Origin of the sequence: Arthrobacter sp. yr096 (genome assembly GCF_900108925.1) — a bacterium.
Classification (GTDB): domain Bacteria; phylum Actinomycetota; class Actinomycetes; order Actinomycetales; family Micrococcaceae; genus Arthrobacter.
Window position 1 is genome coordinate 289,856 of sequence record NZ_FNYI01000005.1, and the last position, 22,869, is coordinate 312,724.

Annotated in this window: 24 protein-coding genes; 9 read left to right on the forward strand and 15 right to left on the reverse strand. The window is 63.5% G+C overall.

Going from position 1 to position 22,869, the window contains the following annotated elements; all coding sequences use genetic code 11:
• Nucleotides 1–85: 85 nt before the first annotated feature.
• Entirely contained in the window at nt 86–1,420 is a 1,335-nt protein-coding gene (locus BMY91_RS14675) for an FAD-binding oxidoreductase (protein ID WP_090823151.1), read from the reverse strand.
• Nucleotides 1,421–1,688: 268 nt separating this feature from the next.
• Here BMY91_RS14675 and BMY91_RS14680 point away from each other — a divergent pair, with 268 nt between their 5' ends.
• From BMY91_RS14680 to BMY91_RS14695, 4 genes are all read left to right on the forward strand, one after another.
• Nucleotides 1,689–2,099, forward strand: coding sequence for a TOBE domain-containing protein (locus tag BMY91_RS14680; protein WP_090823153.1), 411 nt, complete (start codon nt 1,689–1,691; stop codon nt 2,097–2,099).
• A complete protein-coding gene (modA, locus tag BMY91_RS14685) occupies nt 2,096–2,902 on the forward strand; it encodes a molybdate ABC transporter substrate-binding protein (protein ID WP_090823155.1) in 807 nt (268 codons plus the stop codon). Before BMY91_RS14680 ends, modA begins: the two co-directional genes overlap by 4 nt.
• 62 nt (nt 2,903–2,964) lie before the next feature.
• The gene (locus BMY91_RS14690) at nt 2,965–3,774 is read left to right on the forward strand and encodes an ABC transporter permease (protein ID WP_090823158.1); all 810 of its coding nucleotides are present in this window, start codon (nt 2,965–2,967) and stop codon (nt 3,772–3,774) included.
• The gene (locus BMY91_RS14695) at nt 3,771–4,844 is read left to right on the forward strand and encodes a sulfate/molybdate ABC transporter ATP-binding protein (RefSeq protein ID WP_090823160.1); all 1,074 of its coding nucleotides are present in this window, start codon (nt 3,771–3,773) and stop codon (nt 4,842–4,844) included. Before BMY91_RS14690 ends, BMY91_RS14695 begins: the two co-directional genes overlap by 4 nt.
• A 5-nt stretch (nt 4,845–4,849) precedes the next feature.
• On the opposite strand, the gene BMY91_RS14700 is transcribed toward BMY91_RS14695, so the two are convergent.
• On the reverse strand, nt 4,850–5,467 hold the full coding sequence (locus BMY91_RS14700; RefSeq protein ID WP_090823161.1) for an MSMEG_1061 family FMN-dependent PPOX-type flavoprotein: 618 nt from the start codon (nt 5,465–5,467) through the stop codon (nt 4,850–4,852).
• Between the two features lie 150 nt (nt 5,468–5,617).
• Here BMY91_RS14700 and clpB point away from each other — a divergent pair, with 150 nt between their 5' ends.
• A complete protein-coding gene (clpB, locus tag BMY91_RS14705; protein ID WP_090823163.1) occupies nt 5,618–8,275 on the forward strand; it encodes an ATP-dependent chaperone ClpB in 2,658 nt (885 codons plus the stop codon).
• 16 nt (nt 8,276–8,291) lie between these two features.
• Here the strand turns inward: clpB and BMY91_RS14710 are convergent, their stop codons facing one another.
• A complete protein-coding gene (locus tag BMY91_RS14710; protein WP_256212755.1) occupies nt 8,292–9,146 on the reverse strand; it encodes a septum formation family protein in 855 nt (284 codons plus the stop codon).
• Nucleotides 9,147–9,389: 243 nt separating this feature from the next.
• Between BMY91_RS14710 and BMY91_RS14715 the strand changes: the two genes are divergently transcribed.
• The 3 genes from BMY91_RS14715 to BMY91_RS14725 all read left to right on the forward strand — a co-directional run bounded on the left by BMY91_RS14715 (nt 9,390) and on the right by BMY91_RS14725 (nt 11,348).
• The gene (locus tag BMY91_RS14715) at nt 9,390–9,614 is read left to right on the forward strand and encodes a DUF3073 domain-containing protein (protein WP_024818182.1); all 225 of its coding nucleotides are present in this window, start codon (nt 9,390–9,392) and stop codon (nt 9,612–9,614) included.
• A 184-nt stretch (nt 9,615–9,798) separates the two neighbouring features.
• Nucleotides 9,799–10,581, forward strand: coding sequence for a VOC family protein (locus BMY91_RS14720; RefSeq protein WP_177179925.1), 783 nt, complete (start codon nt 9,799–9,801; stop codon nt 10,579–10,581).
• Complete coding sequence (locus tag BMY91_RS14725) at nt 10,578–11,348, forward strand: VOC family protein (protein WP_090823166.1); 771 nt, start codon at nt 10,578–10,580, stop codon at nt 11,346–11,348. Before BMY91_RS14720 ends, BMY91_RS14725 begins: the two co-directional genes overlap by 4 nt.
• A 136-nt stretch (nt 11,349–11,484) precedes the next feature.
• Here the strand turns inward: BMY91_RS14725 and purM are convergent, their stop codons facing one another.
• From purM to BMY91_RS14755, 6 genes are all read right to left on the reverse strand, one after another.
• On the reverse strand, nt 11,485–12,633 hold the full coding sequence (gene purM / locus BMY91_RS14730; protein ID WP_090823168.1) for a phosphoribosylformylglycinamidine cyclo-ligase: 1,149 nt from the start codon (nt 12,631–12,633) through the stop codon (nt 11,485–11,487).
• Nucleotides 12,630–14,261: an amidophosphoribosyltransferase gene (gene purF / locus BMY91_RS14735; protein ID WP_090823170.1), complete on the reverse strand. Its 1,632-nt coding sequence runs from the start codon at nt 14,259–14,261 to the stop codon at nt 12,630–12,632. Before purF ends, purM begins: the two co-directional genes overlap by 4 nt.
• Before the next feature lie 135 nt (nt 14,262–14,396).
• Nucleotides 14,397–14,729 (reverse strand): hypothetical protein, encoded by a 333-nt coding sequence (locus BMY91_RS14740; protein WP_090823172.1) that lies wholly within the window; start codon nt 14,727–14,729, stop codon nt 14,397–14,399.
• Between the two features lie 88 nt (nt 14,730–14,817).
• Nucleotides 14,818–15,159 (reverse strand): hydroxyisourate hydrolase, encoded by a 342-nt coding sequence (uraH, locus tag BMY91_RS14745; RefSeq protein ID WP_017199951.1) that lies wholly within the window; start codon nt 15,157–15,159, stop codon nt 14,818–14,820.
• Complete coding sequence (gene uraD, locus BMY91_RS14750; protein ID WP_090823174.1) at nt 15,156–15,665, reverse strand: 2-oxo-4-hydroxy-4-carboxy-5-ureidoimidazoline decarboxylase; 510 nt, start codon at nt 15,663–15,665, stop codon at nt 15,156–15,158. Before uraD ends, uraH begins: the two co-directional genes overlap by 4 nt.
• A 153-nt stretch (nt 15,666–15,818) precedes the next feature.
• On the reverse strand, nt 15,819–16,649 hold the full coding sequence (locus BMY91_RS14755) for a phosphatase PAP2 family protein (protein ID WP_090823176.1): 831 nt from the start codon (nt 16,647–16,649) through the stop codon (nt 15,819–15,821).
• Nucleotides 16,650–16,842: 193 nt separating this feature from the next.
• On the opposite strand from BMY91_RS14755, the gene BMY91_RS14760 reads away from it, so the two are divergent.
• Entirely contained in the window at nt 16,843–17,937 is a 1,095-nt protein-coding gene (locus tag BMY91_RS14760; RefSeq protein ID WP_090823181.1) for a pyridoxal-phosphate-dependent aminotransferase family protein, read from the forward strand.
• Between the two features lie 92 nt (nt 17,938–18,029).
• On the opposite strand, the gene BMY91_RS14765 is transcribed toward BMY91_RS14760, so the two are convergent.
• From BMY91_RS14765 to BMY91_RS14790, 6 genes are all read right to left on the reverse strand, one after another.
• The gene (locus BMY91_RS14765; RefSeq protein ID WP_139244871.1) at nt 18,030–18,302 is read right to left on the reverse strand and encodes a hypothetical protein; all 273 of its coding nucleotides are present in this window, start codon (nt 18,300–18,302) and stop codon (nt 18,030–18,032) included.
• Between the two features lie 8 nt (nt 18,303–18,310).
• The gene (locus tag BMY91_RS14770; RefSeq protein ID WP_090823185.1) at nt 18,311–19,405 is read right to left on the reverse strand and encodes a C2 family cysteine protease; all 1,095 of its coding nucleotides are present in this window, start codon (nt 19,403–19,405) and stop codon (nt 18,311–18,313) included.
• Nucleotides 19,406–19,951, reverse strand: a complete 546-nt coding sequence (locus BMY91_RS14775; protein WP_254779812.1) for a hypothetical protein — start codon at nt 19,949–19,951, stop codon at nt 19,406–19,408.
• Nucleotides 19,952–20,160: 209 nt separating this feature from the next.
• Entirely contained in the window at nt 20,161–20,580 is a 420-nt protein-coding gene (locus BMY91_RS14780; protein ID WP_090823189.1) for an ATP-binding protein, read from the reverse strand.
• Entirely contained in the window at nt 20,573–20,905 is a 333-nt protein-coding gene (locus BMY91_RS14785; protein ID WP_090823191.1) for an STAS domain-containing protein, read from the reverse strand. The genes BMY91_RS14780 and BMY91_RS14785 overlap by 8 nt, the downstream gene beginning before the upstream one ends.
• Nucleotides 20,895–22,868 carry a glycosyltransferase family 2 protein gene (locus BMY91_RS14790; protein ID WP_090823193.1) on the reverse strand — a complete coding sequence of 658 codons (1,974 nt, stop codon included), beginning with the start codon at nt 22,866–22,868 and terminating at the stop codon, nt 20,895–20,897. Before BMY91_RS14790 ends, BMY91_RS14785 begins: the two co-directional genes overlap by 11 nt.
• Nucleotide 22,869: the final 1 nt, after the last annotated feature.

The following is a 22,869-nucleotide window of genomic DNA, read 5'->3' on the forward strand; positions in this document are numbered from 1 at the left end:
GGCGTCTACCGCCGTGCTGCCGCCCCGGAAACCCGGGCTTCGCTGCCCGTGCTGTCCACGGCAACTGGGAAGGAGCGTAGGAGAATCAGCGTTCGGCCGGCAGGATGTTCTGGTTGCCGCGGAACACGTTGTCGGGATCGAACTCGCCCTTCACCAAGGACAGGCGACGGTAGTTTTGCTCGCCGTAGGCCGCCATGATCCTGTCTTGGCCTTCGTCGCCGATGAAGTTCAACCAGACGCCGCCCGTGGTGTGCGGGGCGATGTCCTGCCGGAACTGCTTGACCCAGGCTTTGGCTTCCAGGCCACCCTCACGCGTTTCGGACAAGCCGAATGGATGGCTGACCCACGCCGCGCCGCGGTGCTGCAAGGGTGTCTGGGCCGCGGCCGGCCCTGAAACGGCTCCACCCCAGCGCGCCACCAGTTGCTGCGAGTGGGCTCCGGGAAGCCTGTGGGCAGAATCCACCAGGAGATCCAGCGCGTCATCGCTGAGCTCGTTGTGGTAATCGGCGCTCCAGTAGTTGTAGAGGTCCGGAGGGTCATCGATCATGCACTGGAAATCCGCGTACCCCATGGGCGAGACCAGATCGACGGCGGGACCCAGGTCCCGGAATGGCTTTGCGTGCTCTTCGCCGGCCTCCAGATCACCGGCGTGCAGGTAGGCCATTCCGACGGCGAGCTTGCCCACCATGCCTTCCGGGACGAACTCTTCCGGCGGAGCGGTGAGAAACACGAGCGCTGTCCCCACGGCGTCGGGAGCTTCCAAAGCGAGTCCCCGGAAGGCCCGCGACAGGTCCGAGGCGTCCTCCCCAGGGAACAACATGAGGCCGGCCATGACAGTAGGGCCGACGTCGTGCAGCTGGAACGTGAGGGAGGTGGCTACGCCGAAGTTCCCGCCTCCTCCGTGGAGCGCCCAGAACAGCTCCGGATTCTGCTCCCGGCTTGCTGTCACCCGTTCGCCGGAGGCGGTCACCAAGTCAACGGAGAGCAGGTTGTCGCACGCGAAGCCATAGGATCGCTCCAGCCATCCCGAGCCGCCGCCCAACGTGAATCCGGAGACTCCCGTGGTGGAGGCTCGGCCGCCGGTGACGGCCAAGCCGTGCTGTTGCGTTGCGCGGTCGAATTCGCCCCAGGTAAGTCCAGCGCCGGCCGTGGCGGTCTTCGCCTCAGGGTCCACGCTGATCGACTTCATGGGGCGGACGTCAACCACCAGTCCGTCGTCGTTGGTGGACATGCCTGCCACCGAATGCCCGCCCGAACGCACTGCTACGTCCAGGTTGTGGTTGTGCGCATAGCTCAAGGCCTCGGCAACCTCGCCGGGATCGGAGCATTTGGCGATGACCGCCGGCCTGCGGTCGATCATCGCGTTGAAGAGTTTTCTGGCTTCGTCGTAGTCCGGACTGTCCGGACGAATCCATTCCATGGGACGTTCCTTTGAACATGAAACTCTCCCCCAGATCAGGGTACGGCGGCGGGTCTCCGTCGGCTAGAGCAAAGCGGTGGCCCATCACTTTCCGCCAGGCGCACCAGAGGTTACGGGTGCGTCGTGCGGCACCGGGTGCGATGAGAACGCCTAAGGGGTGCAGACGGCGGTAAAAGGTGCAGACGTCAGCACGCCACCCACAAAGTCATATTTCGTTTGCGGAACAAACAACGCTTCTGAACCGCAAACACGGAACTATACTCATTCCATGCCGCAAATACGAATTTCCGAGGCCGCCCGCTTCCTTGGCGTCAGTGACGATACCGTGAGGCGCTGGACGGAAAACGGGACGCTGACCGCGCAGAAGGATGGAGCCGGCCGGCTGGCCGTGGACGGCTTGGAGCTTGCCACACTTGCCCGGGACCAGTCCCACCTCCCTGACGACCCCTCGCGTTCAGGAAGTTCGGCCAGGAACCGCTTCGTTGGCCTGGTGACAGGCATCACCGCGGACAAGGTCATGGCCCAAGTGGAACTCCAGTGTGGCCCGTTCCGGGTGGTGTCACTGATGAGCAGCGAGGCCGTCCGTGAGCTCGGGCTGGAACTCGGGTCAGTTGCCACCGCCGTGGTCAAGGCCACCACCGTCATTATCGAAACTCCGCAAGGAAAGAGCATCATATGAGGACCCTCCACCTGAAGAAGAGCATCGTGGCCATGACGGTCGCGGTGGGACTGACCAGCGCACTAGCGGCGTGCGGCACCCCGGCGCCGGCCACAACGCCGTCCAGCTCCGGCAGCACGTCCCAGCTGAGCGGAACTGTAACCGTCTTCGCGGCGGCCTCCCTCAAATCCACGTTCACCCAGCTGGCCAAAGACTTTGAGGCGAAGAACCCCGGCACCAAAGTGACGCTAAGCTTCGCCGGTTCCTCGGACCTGGTGACGCAGATCAGCCAGGGTGCTCCGGCCGACGTCTTCGCTTCTGCCGACACCAAGAACATGACAAAGCTGGCTGACGCCAAACTGCTGGACGGTACCGCCACCAACTTCGCCACCAACGTCCTGGAGATCGCAGTCCCGCCCAGCAACCCGGCGTCGATCTCTTCCTTTGCCGACCTCGCCAAGTCCGGCGTCAAATTAGTCACCTGCGCCAGCCAGGTTCCGTGCGGGGCGGCAACGGACGCGGTGGAGAAGGCCAGTGGCATCACGTTGAGCCCCGTCAGTGAGGAATCCTCGGTCACCGATGTCCTGGGCAAGGTCACGTCGGGGGAGGCCGATGCCGGTCTGGTGTACGTCACGGACGTGAAAGGAGCCGGCGACAAGGTCAAGGGCATTCCCTTCCCGGAATCGGACAAGGCAGTCAATACCTATCCGATCGCCACGGTAAGCTCCAGCCAGAACAAGGAACTGGCCGCGGCCTTCATCGCAGCCGTCACCAGCGAAGAAGGCAAGAAGGTTCTGGGCGACGCCGGATTTGGCGCACCCTGACGGGAGCGCACCCTGACGGGAGCGCACCCTGACCGGCGCACCCGCACAACTGTAAGGAGAACATGAAGAGCGCCACCGGCTATCAAGGCATCCCGCGTTGGATCTATGCCATTGCAGCCGTGGGTGGGCTTCTGGTGGTGCTTCCGTTGGCAGCGATGCTTGCCAAAGTGAACTGGCCCCAGTTCTTCCCGCTGATCACGTCCGAATCTTCACTGGCCGCCCTGGGGTTGAGCTTGCGAACCTCGGCGGCCAGTACGGTGCTTTGCATTGTGCTGGGAGTTCCGTTGGCGTTGGTGCTGGCCCGCGGCGAGTTCCCCGGGCAGCGGCTTCTCCGCTCGTTCGTTCTGCTGCCGCTGGTGCTGCCACCCGTCGTCGGCGGCATCGCCCTCCTGTACACCTTTGGGCGGCAGGGCCTCCTTGGCAAGTCCTTGGAGGTGGCGGGTATCCAGATCGCGTTCTCAACCACGGCCGTTGTGTTGGCCCAAACATTCGTGGCTCTTCCGTTCCTGGTGGTTAGTTTGGAGGGCGCGCTGCGGTCGGCCGGGAACAGGTACGAGGCCGTTGCTGCGACGCTCGGGGCGCGTCCCACTACGGTCCTTCGACGCGTCACACTTCCGTTGGTCCTGCCTGGGCTGGCGTCGGGGGCCGTGTTGTCTTTCGCGCGCAGCCTGGGGGAGTTCGGTGCGACGCTGACGTTTGCCGGAAGCCTCGAAGGCGTAACGCGCACCCTGCCGTTGGAGATCTATCTTCAGCGGGAGACCGACGCCGACGCTGCAGTCGCGCTGTCCTTGGTCCTGGTGGCGGTGGCCGTGGCCGTGGTGGGGCTCAGCTATGGTCGCCGGCGCAGCACCACGTCGGAGGTGCACGCATGAGTTTTGAGGTGCACGCGAGCCTCCGCGCCAGAAATTTCGAGATGTCCCTCAGCCTCAACGATGGTGAAACCGTGGCCATCCTCGGTCCCAACGGTGCGGGAAAATCCACTCTGCTGGGTGTGATCTCAGGACTGTTGAGGCCGGATTCCGGTGCGGCGCGAATCGGCGACAAAGAGCTGTTCAGGCTCGACGGCGGAACCCGCCTGTGGAGCCCACCCCACCTGCGCGGGACTGCGCTCCTGGCCCAGGAAGCGCTGCTGTTTCCGCACCTTAACGCCTTGGACAATGTGGCGTTCGGTCCGCGGTGTGCCGGCGCTTCCAGGACGGCGGCGCGGGAAACCGCGGAGCATTGGCTGGCCGAGGTGGACGCCCTGCCCCTCGCCAAACGAAGGCCTGCCCAGCTGTCCGGCGGGCAGGCCCAACGCGTGGCGGTGGCCCGCGCCTTGGCGGCCGACCCCGAACTCCTGCTGTTGGACGAACCCATGGCGGCCCTCGACATCCATGCAGCACCGCTGCTCCGCCGCGTGCTCAAACGGGTTTTGAAGGACCGCAAGGCCATCATCGTCACCCACGATGTCCTGGACGCCTACATGCTGGCCGACCGCGTGATCGTGGTGGAAAAGGGGCGCATCGCCGAGGAAGGCCCCACGCGCCAGGTCCTGGAACGGCCCAGAAGCCACTTCGCCGCCGGACTTGCGGGACTCAACCTCGTCACCGGCACCATCACCGAGGATGGAATCACGACGCCGGATGGCCGGGTTTTCGCTGGACAGCACGATTCCGGCTGGTCACCTTCGCCCGGCCAGGCAGGCGTGGCGGCGTTCCCGCCGTCGAGCGTTTCCGTCTTCCTGGGTGACGTCCACGGAAGCCCCCGCAACTCGTTTGCCGTCACCATTACGGACCTTGAGCCGCATGGGGACCAGATCCGGGTCCGTGCCGGCGGGGGCAGTTCGGCCCCGTCACTGTCCGCCGACATCACGCCTTCAGCGTCCGCCGACCTGGGGCTTGTTCCGGGCATGGACGTGCGGTTTGTGGTCAAATCTGCGCTGGTGTCCGTCTACCCCGCCTGAGCCCCTTAGTCCCGGTACATCCGCTCTGCGTACGACGGTCCGTAATAGCTTTCGAGTTCTTCCAAGGGAGTTTCCGGCTGCGTGTAGGCCTGCGAGAGGGCCGCGATACTTGGCAGTCCGTCGGTGTCCCAGGTCTCGGGCTGCCACAGACCGCTGCGCATGAAGGCCTTGCCACAGTGGGTGAACACTTCCTCCACAGAAACTACGACGGCGGCACGCGGACGGTGCCCCTTGACCACCATGTGGTCGAAGAAGTCGGCGTCGCGGACAATCTGTGCCGTCCCGTTGATCCGGAGGGTGTCTGTGCGGCCCGGTACTACGGAGAGGATGCCAACGTTCGGGTTTTCCAGGATGTTGTGGAAGCCGAACGCGAGCTTGTTGCCCGGGCGTTCGGGGATGGCGATGGTGCTGTCATTCAGTACCTGGATGAAACCGGCCGGGTCGCCTTTGGGTGACGCATCCACGCGACCTTGCGCATCCGTCGTCGAGATCACGCAGAAGGGGCTGGCCGCGAGCCATTGCCTGTCGAAGTCGCTGAGCGAGGTCCGTACTTTCCGGCGGACGCGCTCAAGTGGCAGCCCGATCAGCTCTTCGAGTTCGTCAGCGGTGGAGATAGTGTCCATGGACCCAGCCTACTTACCCCTGATTTGGGTGGACTCTGGACACCGGTTTCGCCGTGGGCAAACATGGAACACAATGGGCCAAAAATCAAAGTTGAGCGTAGTAGACTCAACTTTGAAAGTATTGGTTCAACTCCAGAAAGGGAGCACTCTTTGGACGTCAAATTCACCACCAAAAGCCAGGAGGCCCTTTCTGCGGCCGCCATGAACGCCTCAACTGCCGGCAACCCGCAGCTTGAGCCCGCCCACCTCCTCAAGGCCCTCATGGACCAGCGCGATGGCGTCGCGGTGGCCCTGCTGCGTGCCACTGGCGCGGATCCGGATGCCGTGAGCGTGCAGGCCAGTTCGGCCATCAAGGCGCTGCCGTCGACTTCCGGCAGCTCGGTGCAGCAGGCACAGCTTTCCCGCCAGTCCATGCAGGCCATCCAGGCTGCCCAGAACGAGGCTGACAAACTCGGCGATTCCTTCGTCTCCACCGAGCACCTGCTGCTGGGCCTCTCAGCCGGAAGTGACGCCGTCGGGAAGTTAATGCGCGACGCCGGCGCCTCCCATGAAGCGCTGCTCGCCGCGCTGCCGGGTGTCCGGGGCGACAGGAACGTCAACTCGCCGGATCCGGAGAACACCTTCCAGGCCCTGGAGAAGTTCGGTACGGACCTAACAGCCGTGGCCCGGTCCGGCAAACTGGACCCTGTGATCGGCCGCGACAGCGAGATCCGCCGGGTTGTCCAGGTCCTGAGCCGCCGCACCAAGAACAACCCGGTCCTGATCGGTGAGCCGGGTGTTGGCAAGACGGCCGTCGTCGAAGGCCTTGCCCAGCGCATGGTGGCCGGCGACGTCCCGGAGAGCCTGCGCGGCAAGACGCTCATTGCGCTGGACCTCGCCTCCATGGTGGCTGGGGCCAAGTACCGCGGCGAGTTCGAGGAACGCCTGAAGGCCGTACTGGAGGAAATCAAGAATTCCAACGGCCAAATCGTCACGTTTATCGACGAGATCCACACGGTGGTGGGTGCCGGTGCCACGGGTGAAAGTGCCATGGATGCCGGAAACATGCTCAAGCCCATGCTGGCCCGCGGCGAGTTGCGCCTCATTGGTGCCACCACTTTGGACGAGTACCGCGAGAACATCGAGAAGGACCCTGCCCTGGAGCGCCGCTTCCAGCAGGTCTACGTCGGCGAGCCCAGCGTTGAGGACACCATCGGTATTCTTCGCGGCCTGAAGGAGCGCTACGAGGCACACCATAAGGTGGCTATCGCTGACTCCGCCCTGGTGGCCGCAGCAACACTGTCCAACCGCTACATCTCGGGCCGGCAGTTGCCGGACAAGGCAATCGACCTGGTGGATGAGGCTGCGTCCCGGCTCCGCATGGAGATCGACTCCGCACCGGAGGAGATCGACCAGCTCCGCCGCGCCGTGGACCGATTGACCATGGAAGAGCTGGCACTCCAAGGCGAGACGGACCCTGCGTCTGTGGAACGGTTGGCTGCGCTCCGTGCAGACAAGGCGGACAAGAACGAGGAACTCAGTGCCTTGAACGCGCGCTGGGAAGCTGAGAAGGCCGGCCTCAACCGCGTCGGCGACCTCAAGGCCAAGATCGATGAACTGCGTTCCGCCGCGGACAAGTCCCAGCGCGAAGGTGACCTCGAATCGGCGTCGCGAATCCTTTACGGTGAGCTGCCTGCCCTGGAACGCGAGCTGAGCGCCGCTGCCGAGGAAGAATCTGCCCGCAGTGATTCGAAGCCGGAGCTCATGGTGGCAGAGGACGTGACCGCTGACGACATCGCAGAGGTCATCTCTGCCTGGACCGGCATCCCGGCCGGCCGCATGCTGCAAGGGGAATCCCAGAAACTCCTTCACATGGAAGAAGAGCTCGGTAAGCGCCTGATCGGGCAGTCCAAAGCTGTTCAGGCCGTGTCCGATGCCGTGCGTCGTGCCCGTGCCGGCATCAGCGATCCCAACCGCCCTACGGGTTCGTTCCTGTTCCTGGGTCCCACAGGCGTGGGTAAGACGGAGCTGGCCAAGGCCCTTGCGGACTTCCTCTTTGATGACGAACGGGCCATGATCCGGATCGATATGTCCGAGTACAGCGAGAAGCACTCGGTGGCCCGCCTGGTGGGTGCCCCTCCGGGATACGTAGGGTACGAGGAAGGCGGCCAGCTGACCGAGGCTGTGCGGCGCAGGCCGTACTCCGTGGTGCTGCTGGACGAGGTGGAGAAGGCCCACCCGGAAGTCTTCGACATCCTCCTGCAGGTCCTCGACGACGGACGCCTCACCGACGGCCAAGGCCGCACCGTGGACTTCCGCAACACCATCCTGGTGCTCACGTCCAACTCCGGAAGCCAGTTCCTGGTTGACCCCACCATGGACGCCAAAGCCAAGCGGGAAGCCGTCATGGCCGTGGTCCAGGCATCCTTCAAGCCTGAGTTCCTGAACCGCCTGGATGAAATCGTCCTCTTCGATCCGTTGTCCGTGGAGGAGCTTGCCCGGATCGTGGAGCTGCACGTGGCCGAGCTGGCCAAGCGGCTCCGGGATCGCAGGCTCAGCCTTGAGGTCACCGACGGCGCACGGGCCTGGCTGGCGATGTCCGGCTACGACCCCGCCTACGGCGCAAGGCCGCTTCGCCGCCTCGTCCAGCGCGAGATTGGCGACCGGCTGGCCAAGGAGATCCTTGCAGGCGAAATCAGCGACGGCGACACCGTGCTGGTGGACACTGCCGCTGACTTGGACGAACTCACCATTGACGGCTTCGAGGCGTTGACGGGTGCCGACGGCGGCACCCCCGCAGGGACGGGGCTCACGGTCCGTCGGAAATAGCTCCTGGTGGAGAGGGCTACTTCTGGAGGAGGTCTTCCTTGATGGTGTTGCCAGAATCCACCACGATGAAGCAGTCAACGCGGCGGTCGCCCCGATCCCAACTGGTGGTGCTCGGGTACACGTTCTGCTGCAGCAGCACGTAGTTGTCGGCTGCCGCGTTGAGCTTTGCCACGGAGGCCTTGCAGACCTCGCGGCCCTTGTCCCGCATGGCGTTGGTTCCGGGGAATGAATCGTCGGCCGGGTAGACATGAACTCCGATGAGCTGGGCCGAATGCTCCGTGTCGCACGCTACGGCCCTTGCCTCGCTGGCATTGGGATCGAAGTCGGCAAAGCAGTCACCAACCTGGAAGTCCTTTGAGCTCGCATCCCGGGGGAGCGGTCCGGGGGTTGCTGTCGCACTCGGAGTGGGGGCCACAGCTTCAGGGCGGGAACCGAGCAGGTTAAGCAGTACCCAGATCACCACCCCAATGAGGGCAAGTACGCCCAGAACGATCCCGCCGATGACCAGGCGCTGCCGCTTGACCGGATCACCGTGAGGCTCGGGCTGCCATTCCTGTCCGGGGTAGGGCTGCTGACCTGGGTACTGGCCCGGATTCGGCTCCTGGAATTGCTGTCCTGGGTATGCCGCGGGGTAGGAAGGCGGCTGCGATTCCGTAGGAGGAGCGGCGGGATCAGGTTGCTCCCCAGGGTTCGGTACGAAGTCGGGATCGATCTCCGGTGCGGGATCCGGCTGGAGCCCCGAGGGTGGGGCCCAGGGCGACGCAGGGGGCTGTTCACCGGCCGCCGGAGGCGTTGTGGGCGCAGGGGGCACCCCATCCTCGCCTGAGTCGCGTGGTGAACCGTCACGTGGGGCAGTGTTGTCCTGGCTCATTTTCCGGGGTGTGCCTTCCTGCTGTGGAGCCGCATTGAGGCAGACTCTACCCAATTTTCGTGCCTCTGGGAGGTGTTCGGCCGTGGTTTCCGGAGGAGTGGGGCCGGACGCGGGGTGGCGGTGGCGCGCAGGCACCCCCGAAAGCATGTAATCTAGACATACGACAAATTGACCAAACATTCCGGGGCCTCACCGATAGCCAAGGTGACCACCTCCGGTCCAAGTACAAAAGGGGGTCACGCCATGGGGCGCGGCCGTCAAAAGGCAAAAGCTACCAAGCAGGCTCGGGATATTAAGTACTACTCCCCGAACACTGACTATTCGGCACTTGAGCGGGAGCTCACGGGTCCGTCCAGTCGTGTAAAGAGCCACTTCCCCGAAGATCCCCCGGAGCCGGACTATTCGGCTTATGAGGACAAGTACGCGGAAGACGATGACGACGAGGTTGACACCCGCCGAATCGGATAGCTGTCGCAACCAACAGGTGCCGCTGGCACTGAGTTGCGTACCGCCGTCGTACATCAAGGTCATCGCGCATCTCCGGATGCCGTAAATCTTTTGAAAAGGGCCCTCAGGGCACGTCATTCATTGGCGTACCCTGAGGGCCCTTTTTTGCGTAGGCTGGGGTTCGAGCGCGTTGAAAGGGAAATCCATGCCGGAGGTCGAAAGCTACAAACAAGGGACACCGTGTTGGGTGGACCTTTCCTCCACCGACATTGACATTTCCAGGAGTTTCTACAGCCGCCTTTTCGGCTGGGAACTGGACGCCATGGATGCCGGAAATGGCATGACCTATTACATGGCCAAGCTCAAGGGCCGCTACGTTGCCGGAATGATGCAGCAGCAGCCTGACGCTCCGGAGGGGATGCCGTCGTATTGGGCCAACTACATCGCTGTGGATTCTGCCGACGAGGCCGCCCAGCGTGTGGAGGCCGCGGGAGGAACCCTTCTTTTCCCTCCTGACACGGTTCCCAACGGCAGCGGGCGTATGTTTTTCGCCACAGACCCCACCGGTGCCCAGATAGGATTCTGGGAGGCCGGTAACCATCCTGGATCCGGTCTGGTGAATGAGCCCGGCACCATGATCTGGAATGAACTGCAGACCAACGATGTCCCTAAGGCGGTGGCTTTCTACGAGGCAGTCACGGGAGTTACCAGCAGCACCGAGCCGGCCGGTGACCTTCGGGAGTACACCAGCTTGTTAGTGGACGGGAAACGAATCGCGGGTGCCCTCACATTGCCCATCGAAGGCTTGTCGCCGTTCTGGATGACTTACTTCAACGTGGTGGACATTGACGCCACGGTGGAACAGGCCGTGGAATTGGGGAGCCACATCATTGCGCCCGCCTTCGACGTGCCGGCCATCGGCCGTATGGCGGTGCTCATGGATCCGGCAGGGGCGGCCTTCAGCATCATGACAGGAATTTCAGCATGACGGCACGGAAACACTACGCCAGCGGAGAGCCCTGCTGGGCGGACCTGCAGACCAGGGATGTGGCCTCGGCCAAGGAGTTCTACCAGCACATCTTTGGCTGGAGCTACAAGGACCTGCCTACGCCGGACGGACGAAGCTACGCGCAGGCGTTCGTGAACGATCAGCTGGTGGCTGTGATCGCTCCCCAGAACCCCCTGCAGGAAGCCGCAGGAACCCATGGCCAATGGAACATCTATATTGCGGCCACCGATACTGACGAGGTCGCGGAGGATGCGGTCCACGCAGGCGGCAAGCTCCAATTCGGTCCGGAAACGGTGGCGGATACAGGCGTTTTGGCCTTCATTGAGGCTCCGGGCGGGGGAACCACCGGAATCTGGCAGGCTGGAACGCATCTGGGAAGCCATCTGTTCAACGAGCCCGGTGCGTTGGCGTGGGCTGAACTGTTGACGCCCGAGCCACAGGCCGCCGTCGGGTTCTTCCAGCAGCTTTTCGGTCATGAGGTCACCGAGTATCCCCAGGACGACGGCGGCAGTTACAGCACCCTGATGGTCAACGGTGACGAGGTGGCTGGCGTTGTCCCTGCCGGTGAGGGCGAGGATGCTGCGTGGCAGATCTACTTCGGCGTGGCTGACGTTCGCAAGGCTGCCGAGGCCGCGGTTGCTGCCGGGGGAGAGGTTCTGGTGGAGCCGGAGGAAAGGCCCGAGACAGGCTCCCTCGCCACCATCCAGGACCCGCAGGGCGGAGTCTTGAGCCTGATCCAGGTCTAGAGGAACCCACTGGTCCGCAGATCACGTCGTCAAGAGCGCTCAAAACCACCTGATCTGCTACGTGGTTGGGTAAAAGGAGAAACAAAAGAGCGGCCGGGCAAGTAGCCCGGCCGCTCTCTTTGAGGCGATAAACCGCTTAGGCGTAGGCGTTCACCAAACGGACAGCGCCGCCGTCGACGCCCTTGGCACCCTGGACGTAGTCCGGGCCGGTCTTGTCGATGGAGTCGGAGTCTGCAGAAACGGTACCCATGACCCAGGACGGGAGGCCGCGGTCGTTAAGGCGGGCCACGGCGGCGTCGGCGGCTTCAGCGGACACGATCGCAACCATGCCCACGCCGAGGTTCAGCGTGCGCTCAAGGTCGGCCAGCGGAACGTTGCCAAGCTCGGAGACCAGCTTGAAGATGGCGGGCAGTTCCCACGTGTTGCGGTCAACCGTGGCCACCAGGCCCTGCGGAAGCACACGGGCCAGGTTGGCGGCCAAGCCACCACCGGTGACGTGGCTGAAGCCGTGAACCGCGTTGGCCGAGTGCACCGGGAAGGTGCGGGCCAGGTCCAGGCAGTCAGCTGCGTAGACGCGGGTGGGTTCCAGGAGCTCTTCACCCAGCGTGCGGCCGAGTTCGGAAACCTGGCGGTCCAGGGCCCAACCGGCGTGGTTGATGACGCGGCGGACCAAGGAGTAGCCGTTGGAGTGCAGGCCGGAGGATGCCATGCCGATCACGACGTCGCCGGCGCGGACACGGTCCGGGCCGAGCAGGGCGTCGGCCTCGACGATGCCGGTAGCGGCACCTGCCACATCGTATTCGTGTTCGCCCAGGAGGCCCGGGTGCTCGGCGGTTTCGCCACCCACCAGGGCGGTGCCGGCTACGGAGCAAGCAGCGGCGATACCGCGGACGATGTCCGCGATGCGCTCCGGGACAACCTTGCCGCAGGCGATGTAGTCGGTCATGTAGAGCGGCTCGGCGCCAACCACCACGATGTCGTCCACCACCATGCCCACGAGGTCGTAGCCGATGGTGTCGTGGATGTCCATGGCCTGCGCAATGGCAACCTTGGTGCCAACACCGTCAGTGGACGTGGCCAGCAGCGGCTTCTTGTAGGTGAGCAGCTTGGAGACGTCGTACAGGCCAGCGAAACCGCCGACGCCGCCAATCACCGACGAGTTGTGAGTCGCCTTGATGGCGCCCTTCATGAGTTCGACTGCGCGGTCTCCCGCTTCGACGTCGACACCCGCGGAGGCGTAGGTGATACCGGAGTTATTCTCAGCGGCGGGTGTTGCGGAGCTCATACAGACTCTTTCTTGTCGGCGTCGGTCAAACGATCAGCGTCGGTAAGGAGGTTTTCGAATTCGGCGTCGGGGCCGGGATCGCAACCCGTGGCGCCCGGCTTCCCGGCAGGGTCCTCGGAATCGTCCACAGACTCGGACTGAGCGGCCGGTTCAAGGCCGCCGAGGTCCGTGCGCTCCAGCAGGTTCTTACCCAGCTTGTCCGCGTGCGGCAGCTCGATGGGGTACTTGCCGGTGAAGCAAGCGGTGCAGAGGCGTTCGCGCGGCTGCTGGGTTGCCCCGATCATGCCGTCCTCGGAGATGTAAGCCAGCGAGTCCGCACCGATTGCCGTGGAGATTTCCTCGATGGTGGCACCGTTGGCGATCAGTTCCGCGCGGGAGGCGAAGTCGATGCCGTAGAAGCAGGGCCACTGGACCGGGGGAGAGGAAATCTTGACGTGCACGGCGGCGGCGCCGGCTTCGCGGAGCATCCGAACAATGGCACGCTGCGTGTTGCCGCGGACGATCGAGTCATCCACCACCACAATGCGCTTGCCACGGATCACGGATTCCAAGGCGTTGAGCTTGAGCCGGATACCGAGCTGACGCAGGGTCTGCGAGGGCTGGATGAACGTGCGGCCTACGTATGCGTTCTTGACGAAGCCGTGCGCGAACGGGATTCCCGACTGTTCGGCGTAGCCAACGGCCGCGGGCGTACCGGACTCCGGAACCGGAATGACAAGGTCTGCCTCGTGAGTGTTCTCGCGGGCCAACTGTCGGCCCATCTCCACACGGGCCTCGTACACGGAGCGGCCGGCAATGGCTGCGTCCGGGCGGGCAAGGTAAACGTATTCGAAGACGCAGCCGGCGGGGGTTGCCTCGGCGAAGCGCTGCGAACGAACGCCGTCCTCGTCGATGGCGATGAATTCGCCGGGCTCGATCTCGCGGATGAAGCTTGCGCCAACGGTGGCCAAGCCAGCCTGCTCGGAAGCGACAACCCAGCCACGGTCCAGGCGGCCCAGACACAGCGGACGGATGCCGTAGGTGTCCCGGGCTGCGTAGAGCGTTCCCTCATCCATGAAGACGAAGCAGAAGCCACCCTTGATCTTGGGCAGCAACTCCAGAGCGGTCTGCTCCAGGGTCTTGCCTTCTTCGCCCTCAAGGAGTGCGGTCACCAATGCGGTGTCAGAGGTGTTTCCCTGCTTCATTTCACCGGTCAACTGGCCATCGTTGCGCTCAAGGATCATTTCCCGGAGTTCAGCGGTGTTGGTCAGGTTGCCGTTGTGGGCCAAGGCAACCGTGCCGGTTGCTGTTGCACCCAGGGTTGGCTGCGCGTTGGCCCAGTGGCTTGCACCGGTGGTGGAGTACCGGCAGTGGCCAACGGCCAGGTGCCCGGTAAGGGTGTTCAGGGTTGTCTCATCGAAGACCTGGGACACAAGGCCCATGTCCTTATAGACATTGATGCGCTTGCCGTCACTGGTAGCAATACCAGCCGATTCTTGTCCGCGGTGCTGCAGCGCATACAGCCCGTAATAGGTGAGTTTTGCTACTTCTTCACCGGGAGCCCAAACCCCGAAGACGCCACAAGCGTCCTGGGGGCCTTTTTCGCCGGGGAGAAGATCATGAGAAAGTTTTCCGTCGCCACGTGCCACTGGTCGATTGTCTCATGTTGTGGCCGTGGTAAGTTCCCTCGCGGCCTATGTGACCCCGTGAACTGGCGTGTTCCCGCGAAAATGCGGTGTGTCTCACATCTGCAAGCCCACCAAAGAGGCGGGCCGGCCGCCCCCTTAGCGGACGTCGTCGTGCTCTGGTCCTTCATCCGGGACTGAATCCGGAACGGCTTCCACTACGGCGCGCTGTGAGCGCTTGACGCTGATGCGGTCCAGGACCAGAGCAAGGATGGAGAACAGGATGACGCCGCCACCGGCGCAGACGATCAGGAAGAAACCGAAGACTGTGCCGGCATCGAAGGCGGGATCGGCTTGGCGGCCGTACGCGATGATCGCGGCCACAATTGCGCCCACCACCGCGCCCAGAATCATGAACGGTACAAACTTGGGTGCCCGGCGAACGGTGATTTCGCGTCGGGTGGAGTTGGGGGTGGTGTCCTCTGAAGCCATGCGTTAAAGCCTACCGTTCCGCGTTTATGTACAGATAATGCCCCCAAGGAGTCACCTTAGGGGCATTATGTGTACACAAACTCGGGAGTTAGCTGCCGCGGTACGTCGAGAACGCAAACGGGCTCAGCAGCAGTGGCACGTGGTAGTGCTCGCCGGCGTCGGACACTGTGAAGTTCAGGTCCACTTCCGGGAAGAACGTCTCCGTGCCCAGGCCCTCGTAGTAGGCACCCGTGGCGAAGTTCAGGCGGTAGGCGCCACCGGGAATCCGCTCCGGTCCGAGCGTCTTGATGCGGCCGTCGGCGTCGGTTTCACCCTTGGCCACCAGCGTCCAGTCGTCACCTTCACGGACGTAAAGTACGACGGCGACACCCGCCGCCGGGCGGCCGGAACCGGTGTCCAGAATATGGGTTGTTACCTGTGAAACGCTCATGCGTTGACTCCTTCGCTGATCAGTCCGGAGAGGCGCAGCAGTGCGATCTCCCGCAGCTGGCCAGCCACGATTGTGTCTTCTTCTTCGGGCGTGTGCGTGATGCGTTCCTGCAGGGTGCTGAGGATTTCCTCCGCGCTGCGGCCCGCCGCGCGGATCAGGAAGACCCTGCCGAACTTCTCCTCGTACGCCCGGTTGCCCTCGGCGAGGGCGGCGGTTGTTTGGTTGTCGCCCGGGTCCACTCCGGCCTGCTCCGAGCGCGACATTGCGGCCTCGGTGGTTTGTGCCTTGGGGCGTTCACCAATCCTGGGGTGGTGGGCCATGGCGGACTCCACTTCCGCGGGGGTGAAGGGTTCGGCGGCACGCTGGGCTTGCCCCAGCAGTTCGTCGACGCTGGCGTAGGGGCGCGCGTCAACCACGGCTTCTACCCAGCGGCTGATATCCAGGCAAGGGGTCAGGGTCCTGATGGCCTCGTCCCGGTCAGCGCTGTTGAATACTGCAAGCTCCATGCTTGTCATCCTCGTGCAAAATGCTGGCATCCATGGTGTGGGCTATGCGGAACCCCTACTGGTGCAGGAGGAAGCCTTTGCTTCAAGCTTCCGCATCATGGAACTGTTATTTCAGCATACGTAATTCAGTTAAGCCGAGTGAACGGCTTGGTGTCAAGAGATTACCGCGTGCTGGCGCCTGGTCCGCACTGTCAGATAGAGGCGATGGGCGGTAATCACCAACGCCAGCCATGAGATGCCGATGGCCCACGCCGCCAGCACATCGGTCAGCCAGTGGTGGCCGAGGTAGACGCGGCTCAAGCCCATGGTGATGGCAAACGCGGATGCGACCGCCACCGTGATGACCCTTGCCCGCATCGTTTTGAGCCGCAGGATGATCAGGTACGCCACAATGCCGGCGATCACGATCGAGTTGAGTGAGTGGCCGCTGGGAAATGACGCTGAATGTTCGTAGGGCGGAATCGCATCGGCCATATCCGGGCGGCTGCGGCCGAAGATCGGCTTGCCAAGGACGGTGATGGCCAGTGATCCCAATCCGGCTGCGAGCATCAGGATGACGGGCGTCCATGAGCGTCGCCGTACCGCCAGAAAGATCATGATTCCAACCGCAATGATGGGCATGCCCACCGTGCCACCGATATTCGTATAGGCAGTGACAGCAACGTCCAGCGCTGGTGAGCGAACCGACTTGGCAGCAGCCAGGACCGGATCGTCCAAGCCGGCTACGCCGTCGGCCTCGGTCACTGATTCGTACACTTCACCGAAGGCGAGAGCCAGTGCCATGGCCACGCCAAGCCCTACTACAAGGGTGATGACCAGGGCCGCATAAGGTCCCAGTAGCCGGGTGATCCATTCCGCGCCTCCGGCCAGTAAGCGGCCTACCGGGGATTTCCAGCGTGTCAGATCCTGCCCTGCGACAAAGCGGTCCTGGCTTACTTCGCCCTGCACTCCGGCTTCCGGCGACTCTTTTCCTTCAGTCGTCACTCTTGTCCCCTATCCGTGGCGGCCTCAGCGTTGGTGAGCAACCTTAGCAGTTTGGGCTTGGAGGATCCTGGGTGAGCGGCCCGGAACGTTGCGAGGCCCGCTTTACGCCCCCTACGGGCGTTTTGGCGCGCAGAGTGGGCCCCTCATCGTTGGGTGGGGCAGAATGACCTCAACCAGCTGAAGGAGTTCGCACATGCCAGACATTCTGACGTCCAGGTTCCTGTTCGGTCCCGGCCCGAGCAATTGCTACCCCGAAGCCATGTCCGCGTTGGCCTATCCCGTGCTTGGCCACCTTGACCCTGTGTTCATCGAGCGGCTGGACCACACCTGCGAGGGCCTTCGGACTGTGTGGGGTACGTCCAACGCACGGACACTTCCGTTGAGTGCCACCGGTTCCGGCGGGATGGAAGCGGCTTTCGTGAACACCGTGTCCGACGGCGACGTGGCAGTGATCGCGGTCAACGGACTTTTTGGGGCGCGGATGTGTGAGGTTGCCCGGCGATGCGGGGCCACGGTGGTCCGGGTCGATCACGAATGGGGCCAGCCTGTGGACGCCGATCGGGTGCTCTCAGCGCATCCGAACCCCAAAGTCATCGCCGCCGTCCACGCAGAGACTTCGGTGGGAGTGCTCTCTGACATCGCGGCCCTCGGCGCAGGCAAGGGTGACACGCTGTTGATTACCGACGCGGTGACGTCCATCGGCGGACTGGAGTTGCTGGCCGACGACTGGGGGATCGACGTCGGCTACGCAGGAACGCAGAAATGCCTGGGTGTGCCGCCGGGACTCTCGCCTTTCACTGTCTCTGACCGCGCCTTTGAGCGACGTGTGAAGGATCCTCGCTCCTGGTACCTCGATATCGGATTGCTGGGCGGATACGTCGGCGCGGCCAGCGGCGCCAGGACCTATCACCACACCGCTCCGGTCACCATGATTGCCGGCCTTGAAGCCGCCCTGGACCGCATCCTCGCCGAGGGGTTGGACGTTGTGCAGGCCCGGCACCGCGCCGCTGGTACAGCCTTGCAGGACGGACTGCAGGACATGGGCCTGGAGCTGTTCGCCGCTGAGGGCGCCCGGTTGCCCAGCCTCACCACCGTCAAAGTGCCCGACGGCGTCAACTCGGCTGCCGTCCGCGCTTACCTTTTGGAGAACTTCAGTATGGAGATTGGTTCAGGTGTGGGGGAGTTCGCGGACACCGTGTGGCGCATCGGCATGATGGGCCCCAACGCCAACAGTGCTTCGGTGACCCTGGTACTGGGCGCGCTCAAAGAGGCCATCGCTAACGCCTGACGCTCTCTCACCTTTGGTGGGTTTTCGGGTGACGCTCCCTCACCTTTGGTGGGTTTTTGGGTGACGCTCTCTCACCCGCCCGGCGCCGACGCTCAATCGGTGACCGGGCCGCCGTCGTACGTCAGTGTGGCGGAGGCAGCCGTACTGCCTAGCGCGGGCTGGATGGAGGTGACCGTCAACAGGCCAGCACCCGGAAGGGTGACCGACTGGCCTTCTCGGAAGGCCTGCTTTCGTTGCTGCTCGGCGGTCCGGATCCAGAACTGGATGGCCGGAGCCCCATCCGCGATGCCGATTTTGACCACCCCCACTTTGACGCCGTCGAAGGTGGGCTGCATGCCTTGCTTGACTGTTACCAGCTGTTCCACGGCCATCCTTACTTCACGTCCACGGAGTATACGGAGTCAAAGTTTTCTTTGTACTCGTCCTCGGTCAGTTCCAGCGTGCCGGACTTGAGGTCGTCGTCGCCTTCCATGTAACCGCCGGAGGGGCCCCACGGGTTGGCCAGGACAATGACTTTCTCGCCGTCGTCGTTGGTTTTCACATCCACCACAACGTACGCGTGGTTGGGCACGACGTCGGTACGGTTGACTTCGTCGGACTCCCAGACCCAGTCGAAGTCGTCGTCCTTGACGTCCTCAGTTCCCACGGAGATGGCCTGTCCGTCCGAGAGTTTGTCCTCGATGTCATCAAAGTTCAACTCGCCGTCCTTGTCAGCGGACTGCCCGGTCATCAGCTCCATGGCTTCGTTGCTGAAACCGCCGTCGATGTCGTCATAGGACCCGCCGCGGTGCTCAGCTGCCGCGCGTTCGTAGATGGAAAGCCAGTTGGGTTCGCCGTCGGCGCCGCGGACTCCGCCGTCAACCGACTTGGCCTCCACAGTGACTTCCACGGGTTCGCCGTCTTCATAAAGCGTGACAACCCAGTGCGTTGGCGGGTCGCCCACGGGACGCATGTGCTCTTCCAGGAATTCGTCGAGCTTGCCCTCGCGCTCCAGCACCTGGGCCACCGAACCGATTCCAGCCAACAGCCAGCAGTCGCCAATCTGTCCTTGATTGATGTCGCTGGGGTCCCCGGCGTCGGGGTCGTTGCGGACATCGCCGGGCACATCGACGTCGGGCTTGTCCGGGTCCAGTGGTCCTGGGTCGCCGGGAGGGTTCGAATCTCCCCGCCCGGAACGATCGGACCGATCGGAGCCCGAGGAACCGGAGCTGGACTTGTCCTGCTCGTCGGCATTGCGGATCAGCTCTTTGGCTTGGTTCTGCAATTCGCTGGAGATCTTCTTCAGCATGGGACGGTGCTGGGAGTCCCACGACGCGCGGAACATCACGGCGTCACGGCCATCCCACGGAGCGTTGTTGATGAGGTTGCCCAGTTCCATGGACAGCGAGGTCATCCGTTCCGAATGCCGCGACATGGTCTTGGCGAGTGCCCGCAATTGGGCAATATCAGCACCGTAGAATCCGGGCATTTATCTGTCCCCCTGAGGAATTTCGTTGGAATCGCATTTCTCGGACTTAACCGGAACAGTGACGCTGAGGTAGGCCGGGGATTTTGATTCGATGGTCACCGTAGCGCCTGCGGCATCAGCGCTGCGGGTGACCACCCATCCGCCGGGCACGGGGTCGGTTCCGTCGAAGGCAGGGAAGCCGTGCTTTTCCAGCACCGGATCGGCTGCACCAAAGACGTCCTCAAAGTTTTTGGATGGCTCCACGATGTCTGCGCTGCTTTTCATGCTCCGTGGGGAGAGTGTGCATCTGCCGTCTTGGGCGCGGCTCAAGCGCGCCGGATCATCCACGGTCCAGGTGATGGCCGGCATCTTGGCTTCCAGGGCGGCAACAAGATCGGTGGTCAGGGCGTTGTACTTGGCGGCGCTTTCGGCCACCGACGCTGGCTCGGAAGTCACGGGCGGCGCCTCACTGGGCACCCGTTTGGGTCCGTCGGGGGTGTCGCTGCAGCCGGCAGCAACAGTCACCACCGCAAGGGCAGCGGCCAACGCCCAAGCGTTACGGTGCATGCGGCGGTTCATTTCGTTTCCCCAATGTTGTTACGTGCTCGACGGCGGATCTCACCGAATGCTGTCACGCTCAGTTGCGCTTTGGCCATGGGCAGAACAACCCGTTGCACTTCACGTTCGGCTCACGGCGCGTTTGGTGAGAGAGTCGGGTGGATCGGCGCGTTTGGTGAGAGAGGGTCGGGTGGAACGGCGCGTTTGGTGAGAGAGGGTCAGGTCTCGCGGGTAAGGATCCAGGTGTTGGTGCCGTCTTGGCGCTCGAACGTCACTGTGGTCACCAGAGCCTCGATAAGCGCCAACCCCCGCCCGGACTCGGCATCCGAATCCGGCATATTGGCCTGCATGTCGTTGGCGAACGGTTCGCGGGCGTTGAACGCACTGACCCGCGCCACCAGGCGAGTGGTCCGGACACTGATGTCGACGTCGATCTCCACGGGCGTCTCCGCTACCGGAAGCGCGTGCTGGACGATGTTCGCGGCCGCCTCGATGACGGCGGTGGTGAACGTCATGCGGTCCATGTCCGGAACAAAGGAGGCATCGTCCCACAGGGCATCGAGTTCGTTGTGGACGGCCTCAATAGCCTGGTCGTTGGACGGCCCATGGAAGCCCCGGCGGGCAATGACGTCAGTCATCGCCGAACGCTTCTTCGGCTGAGGGGTAAGCCGTGAGCACCCGGTCCATGTTGGTCAGTTCCAGCACCATCTTGACTTGCGGCTGAACGCCGGAGATGCGGAGATCGCCCCCTGCCTGGCGGGCGGCCTTAAGGCAACCGATGAGGGCTCCGAGTCCTGAGGAGTCCATGAAGTCAGTCTCGGCCAGATTGACGACAACCCGGCTGGAGCCGCCCGCCACTACCTCGTTCACAACATCGCGGAGCTTGGGGGCTGCCACCATGTTCAAGCGACCCACGCTCTTCACCTCCGCGTAGGAGTCCTTGACCTCGTAGCTAAACTGCATCTGCATTCCTCTCCTCCGGGCGCTCCGGCCCACCGTCAGGCACGAAGCCCTTGTACAACACTGCCTTGACCAGCACGCTTAGGACCACAAGGTCGAAAGCCACCCATGCCACGTTCACCAAGGTGCCCAGCGGCTCGGAAAGCCCGGCCAACAGGCGGGCGATCCCCACCACCAAAGCAATGGCCAACAACACGGCAACTATGATCTGCGGCCTGATCAGGCTCCAACTGGGGCCGCCGCTCTGGCGGGCCTTGGGGGTGACCGCAAACCCGAGGGGACGCCCGAACCAAACGTTGCGTGCCGCCGTCGTGCAGGCCTTGATCCAGGTGGGGAACAGCGCGAGGCTGTACTGCTGCCCGCGCCAGGTGGGTATCCCGTGCCCTGCCACCAGGAACAGCAGTTGGTTCACCACCATGAAGGGGATGAAGCGGCTGAAGAAGTCCCAGCTGAGGCTGCTGACCGGGAGGATGCCGAGGGTGAGATAGATGATGGGCGCCGCGAAGTACACCACGGCCGCGAATCCGCTGAGGTAGCTCCACATGGTGGAGAAGTACATGAGCCGCTGGCCCCAAGTAAGCCGGCGCTGAATCAGTGGGTTCTCGCGCAGCAGGACCTGCATTGTGCCCTGCGCCCAACGGAGGCGTTGGGTGAGCATGGTTTTGAGGTCTTCAGGTGCCAGGCCAAGGGCAAGGATTTCGTGGTGGTACACGCTCTTCCAGCCCAGACCGTGAAGACGCATGGCCGTCGCCATGTCCTCGGTGACAGAGATGGTGGCCAGCGGCATGATCGGCTGGGCTTCGTCGGTGCGTTCAACGGAGATGGCGTCCAGGACGGCGTGTACGGATTCGAGCGCTCCCAGCGGGGACCAGTCGCGACCGGACATACGGTCGACGGCGTCACTCGCCACGGTGGTTACGCCGGACTCGCCCACGTGGGCCAGTTCCATCGCAGCGATTTCTTCGAGGTCGGACTGCAGTGCGGAGAAGTCAGCGGCGACCAAGGTGCGCACGGCGTCGTCCACCTTGCGGCGGACGCGGTAGGTGATTTCGCTGAGCGAGACGCGGGCGTCGAGTTCCTGCTGTGCGAAGGTGGTGGCGGCTTCCACCTCGTTGAGCATCTGCGTCACCAGCGGGTTCTCGGCTTCGGCGGAACGGCGGGCCTTCTTGATGGCCGAGCGCGACGCTGCCAGCGCCCTGCGCACACTGTGCTCGGTGGCTTTGACGTAGCCCACCAAGCCGAGCTGCATGAGGGCTTCGCGGCGGAGGATGGCGTTGGAGCCGCAGAAGAACGCCGCATTCCAGCCGTCCTTGCCCTGCTGGATGGGTCCGTAGAACAACGGCGCCTGGCTGCCCAGGGGATCGTCGGCGGGGACGTTGATGAAGTACTGGGGTGTCTGGACCAGTGCAACGCGGTCGTCGTTGAAGTAGCCCAGCGTCTTGTCCAGGATGTCCGGCTCGGGGATCTGGTCGGCGTCGAGAATCAACAGGTACTCGCCCGAGGTCACCATGAGGGCGTTATTCAGGTTTCCCGCCTTGGCGTGCCGCGGCATGTCCGGTGTCCAGTCCGCGCCGCGCGTCACGTAGCCGATCCCGTTGCTCTCGGCGATTTGGCGCATTTCGGGGCGGTCGCCGTCGTCCAGTATCCAGGTGCTGTGCGGCCAGCGGATGTCCTTGGCGGCCAAAGCCGTGGTCATCACCAGGTCCAGCGGCTCGTTGTACGTGGTGATGAAGACGTCCACAGTGGCATCGGCCGGGGGTGCGGGCGGTGGTTTGCGGATCTTGAGGTTCCACACCGTCAGCCCGAACAGGATCACGTCAATGAGGCTGTACGTTTCGGCGATCACCAACGGGACTGCAATCCACCACGCCTCCCAGTTCAGCGACGCCAGCCAGCGCCATGCCACATAGTTGACGCCCAGTATGACTGTGAGGACAACAAAAAGCCGGGTCCAGAAACGTGTCACA

Coding starts and splice junctions, on each gene's coding strand:
- BMY91_RS14680 (WP_090823153.1), top strand. CDS start 1,689: ATGCCGCAAATACGAATTTCCGAGGCCGCCCGCTTCCTTGGCGTCAGT.
- BMY91_RS14725 (WP_090823166.1), top strand. CDS start 10,578: ATGACGGCACGGAAACACTACGCCAGCGGAGAGCCCTGCTGGGCGGAC.
- modA (WP_090823155.1), top strand. CDS start 2,096: ATGAGGACCCTCCACCTGAAGAAGAGCATCGTGGCCATGACGGTCGCG.
- BMY91_RS14740 (WP_090823172.1), bottom strand. CDS start 14,729: ATGGCTTCAGAGGACACCACCCCCAACTCCACCCGACGCGAAATCACC.
- BMY91_RS14720 (WP_177179925.1), top strand. CDS start 9,799: ATGCCGGAGGTCGAAAGCTACAAACAAGGGACACCGTGTTGGGTGGAC.
- BMY91_RS14775 (WP_254779812.1), bottom strand. CDS start 19,951: ATGCACCGTAACGCTTGGGCGTTGGCCGCTGCCCTTGCGGTGGTGACT.
- BMY91_RS14710 (WP_256212755.1), bottom strand. CDS start 9,146: ATGAGCCAGGACAACACTGCCCCACGTGACGGTTCACCACGCGACTCA.
- BMY91_RS14785 (WP_090823191.1), bottom strand. CDS start 20,905: ATGCAGTTTAGCTACGAGGTCAAGGACTCCTACGCGGAGGTGAAGAGC.
- BMY91_RS14715 (WP_024818182.1), top strand. CDS start 9,390: ATGGGGCGCGGCCGTCAAAAGGCAAAAGCTACCAAGCAGGCTCGGGAT.
- BMY91_RS14780 (WP_090823189.1), bottom strand. CDS start 20,580: ATGACTGACGTCATTGCCCGCCGGGGCTTCCATGGGCCGTCCAACGAC.
- BMY91_RS14770 (WP_090823185.1), bottom strand. CDS start 19,405: ATGCCCGGATTCTACGGTGCTGATATTGCCCAATTGCGGGCACTCGCC.
- purM (WP_090823168.1), bottom strand. CDS start 12,633: ATGAGCTCCGCAACACCCGCCGCTGAGAATAACTCCGGTATCACCTAC.
- BMY91_RS14760 (WP_090823181.1), top strand. CDS start 16,843: ATGCCAGACATTCTGACGTCCAGGTTCCTGTTCGGTCCCGGCCCGAGC.
- BMY91_RS14690 (WP_090823158.1), top strand. CDS start 2,965: ATGAAGAGCGCCACCGGCTATCAAGGCATCCCGCGTTGGATCTATGCC.
- uraH (WP_017199951.1), bottom strand. CDS start 15,159: ATGAGCGTTTCACAGGTAACAACCCATATTCTGGACACCGGTTCCGGC.
- BMY91_RS14675 (WP_090823151.1), bottom strand. CDS start 1,420: ATGGAATGGATTCGTCCGGACAGTCCGGACTACGACGAAGCCAGAAAA.
- uraD (WP_090823174.1), bottom strand. CDS start 15,665: ATGGAGCTTGCAGTATTCAACAGCGCTGACCGGGACGAGGCCATCAGG.
- BMY91_RS14700 (WP_090823161.1), bottom strand. CDS start 5,467: ATGGACACTATCTCCACCGCTGACGAACTCGAAGAGCTGATCGGGCTG.
- BMY91_RS14695 (WP_090823160.1), top strand. CDS start 3,771: ATGAGTTTTGAGGTGCACGCGAGCCTCCGCGCCAGAAATTTCGAGATG.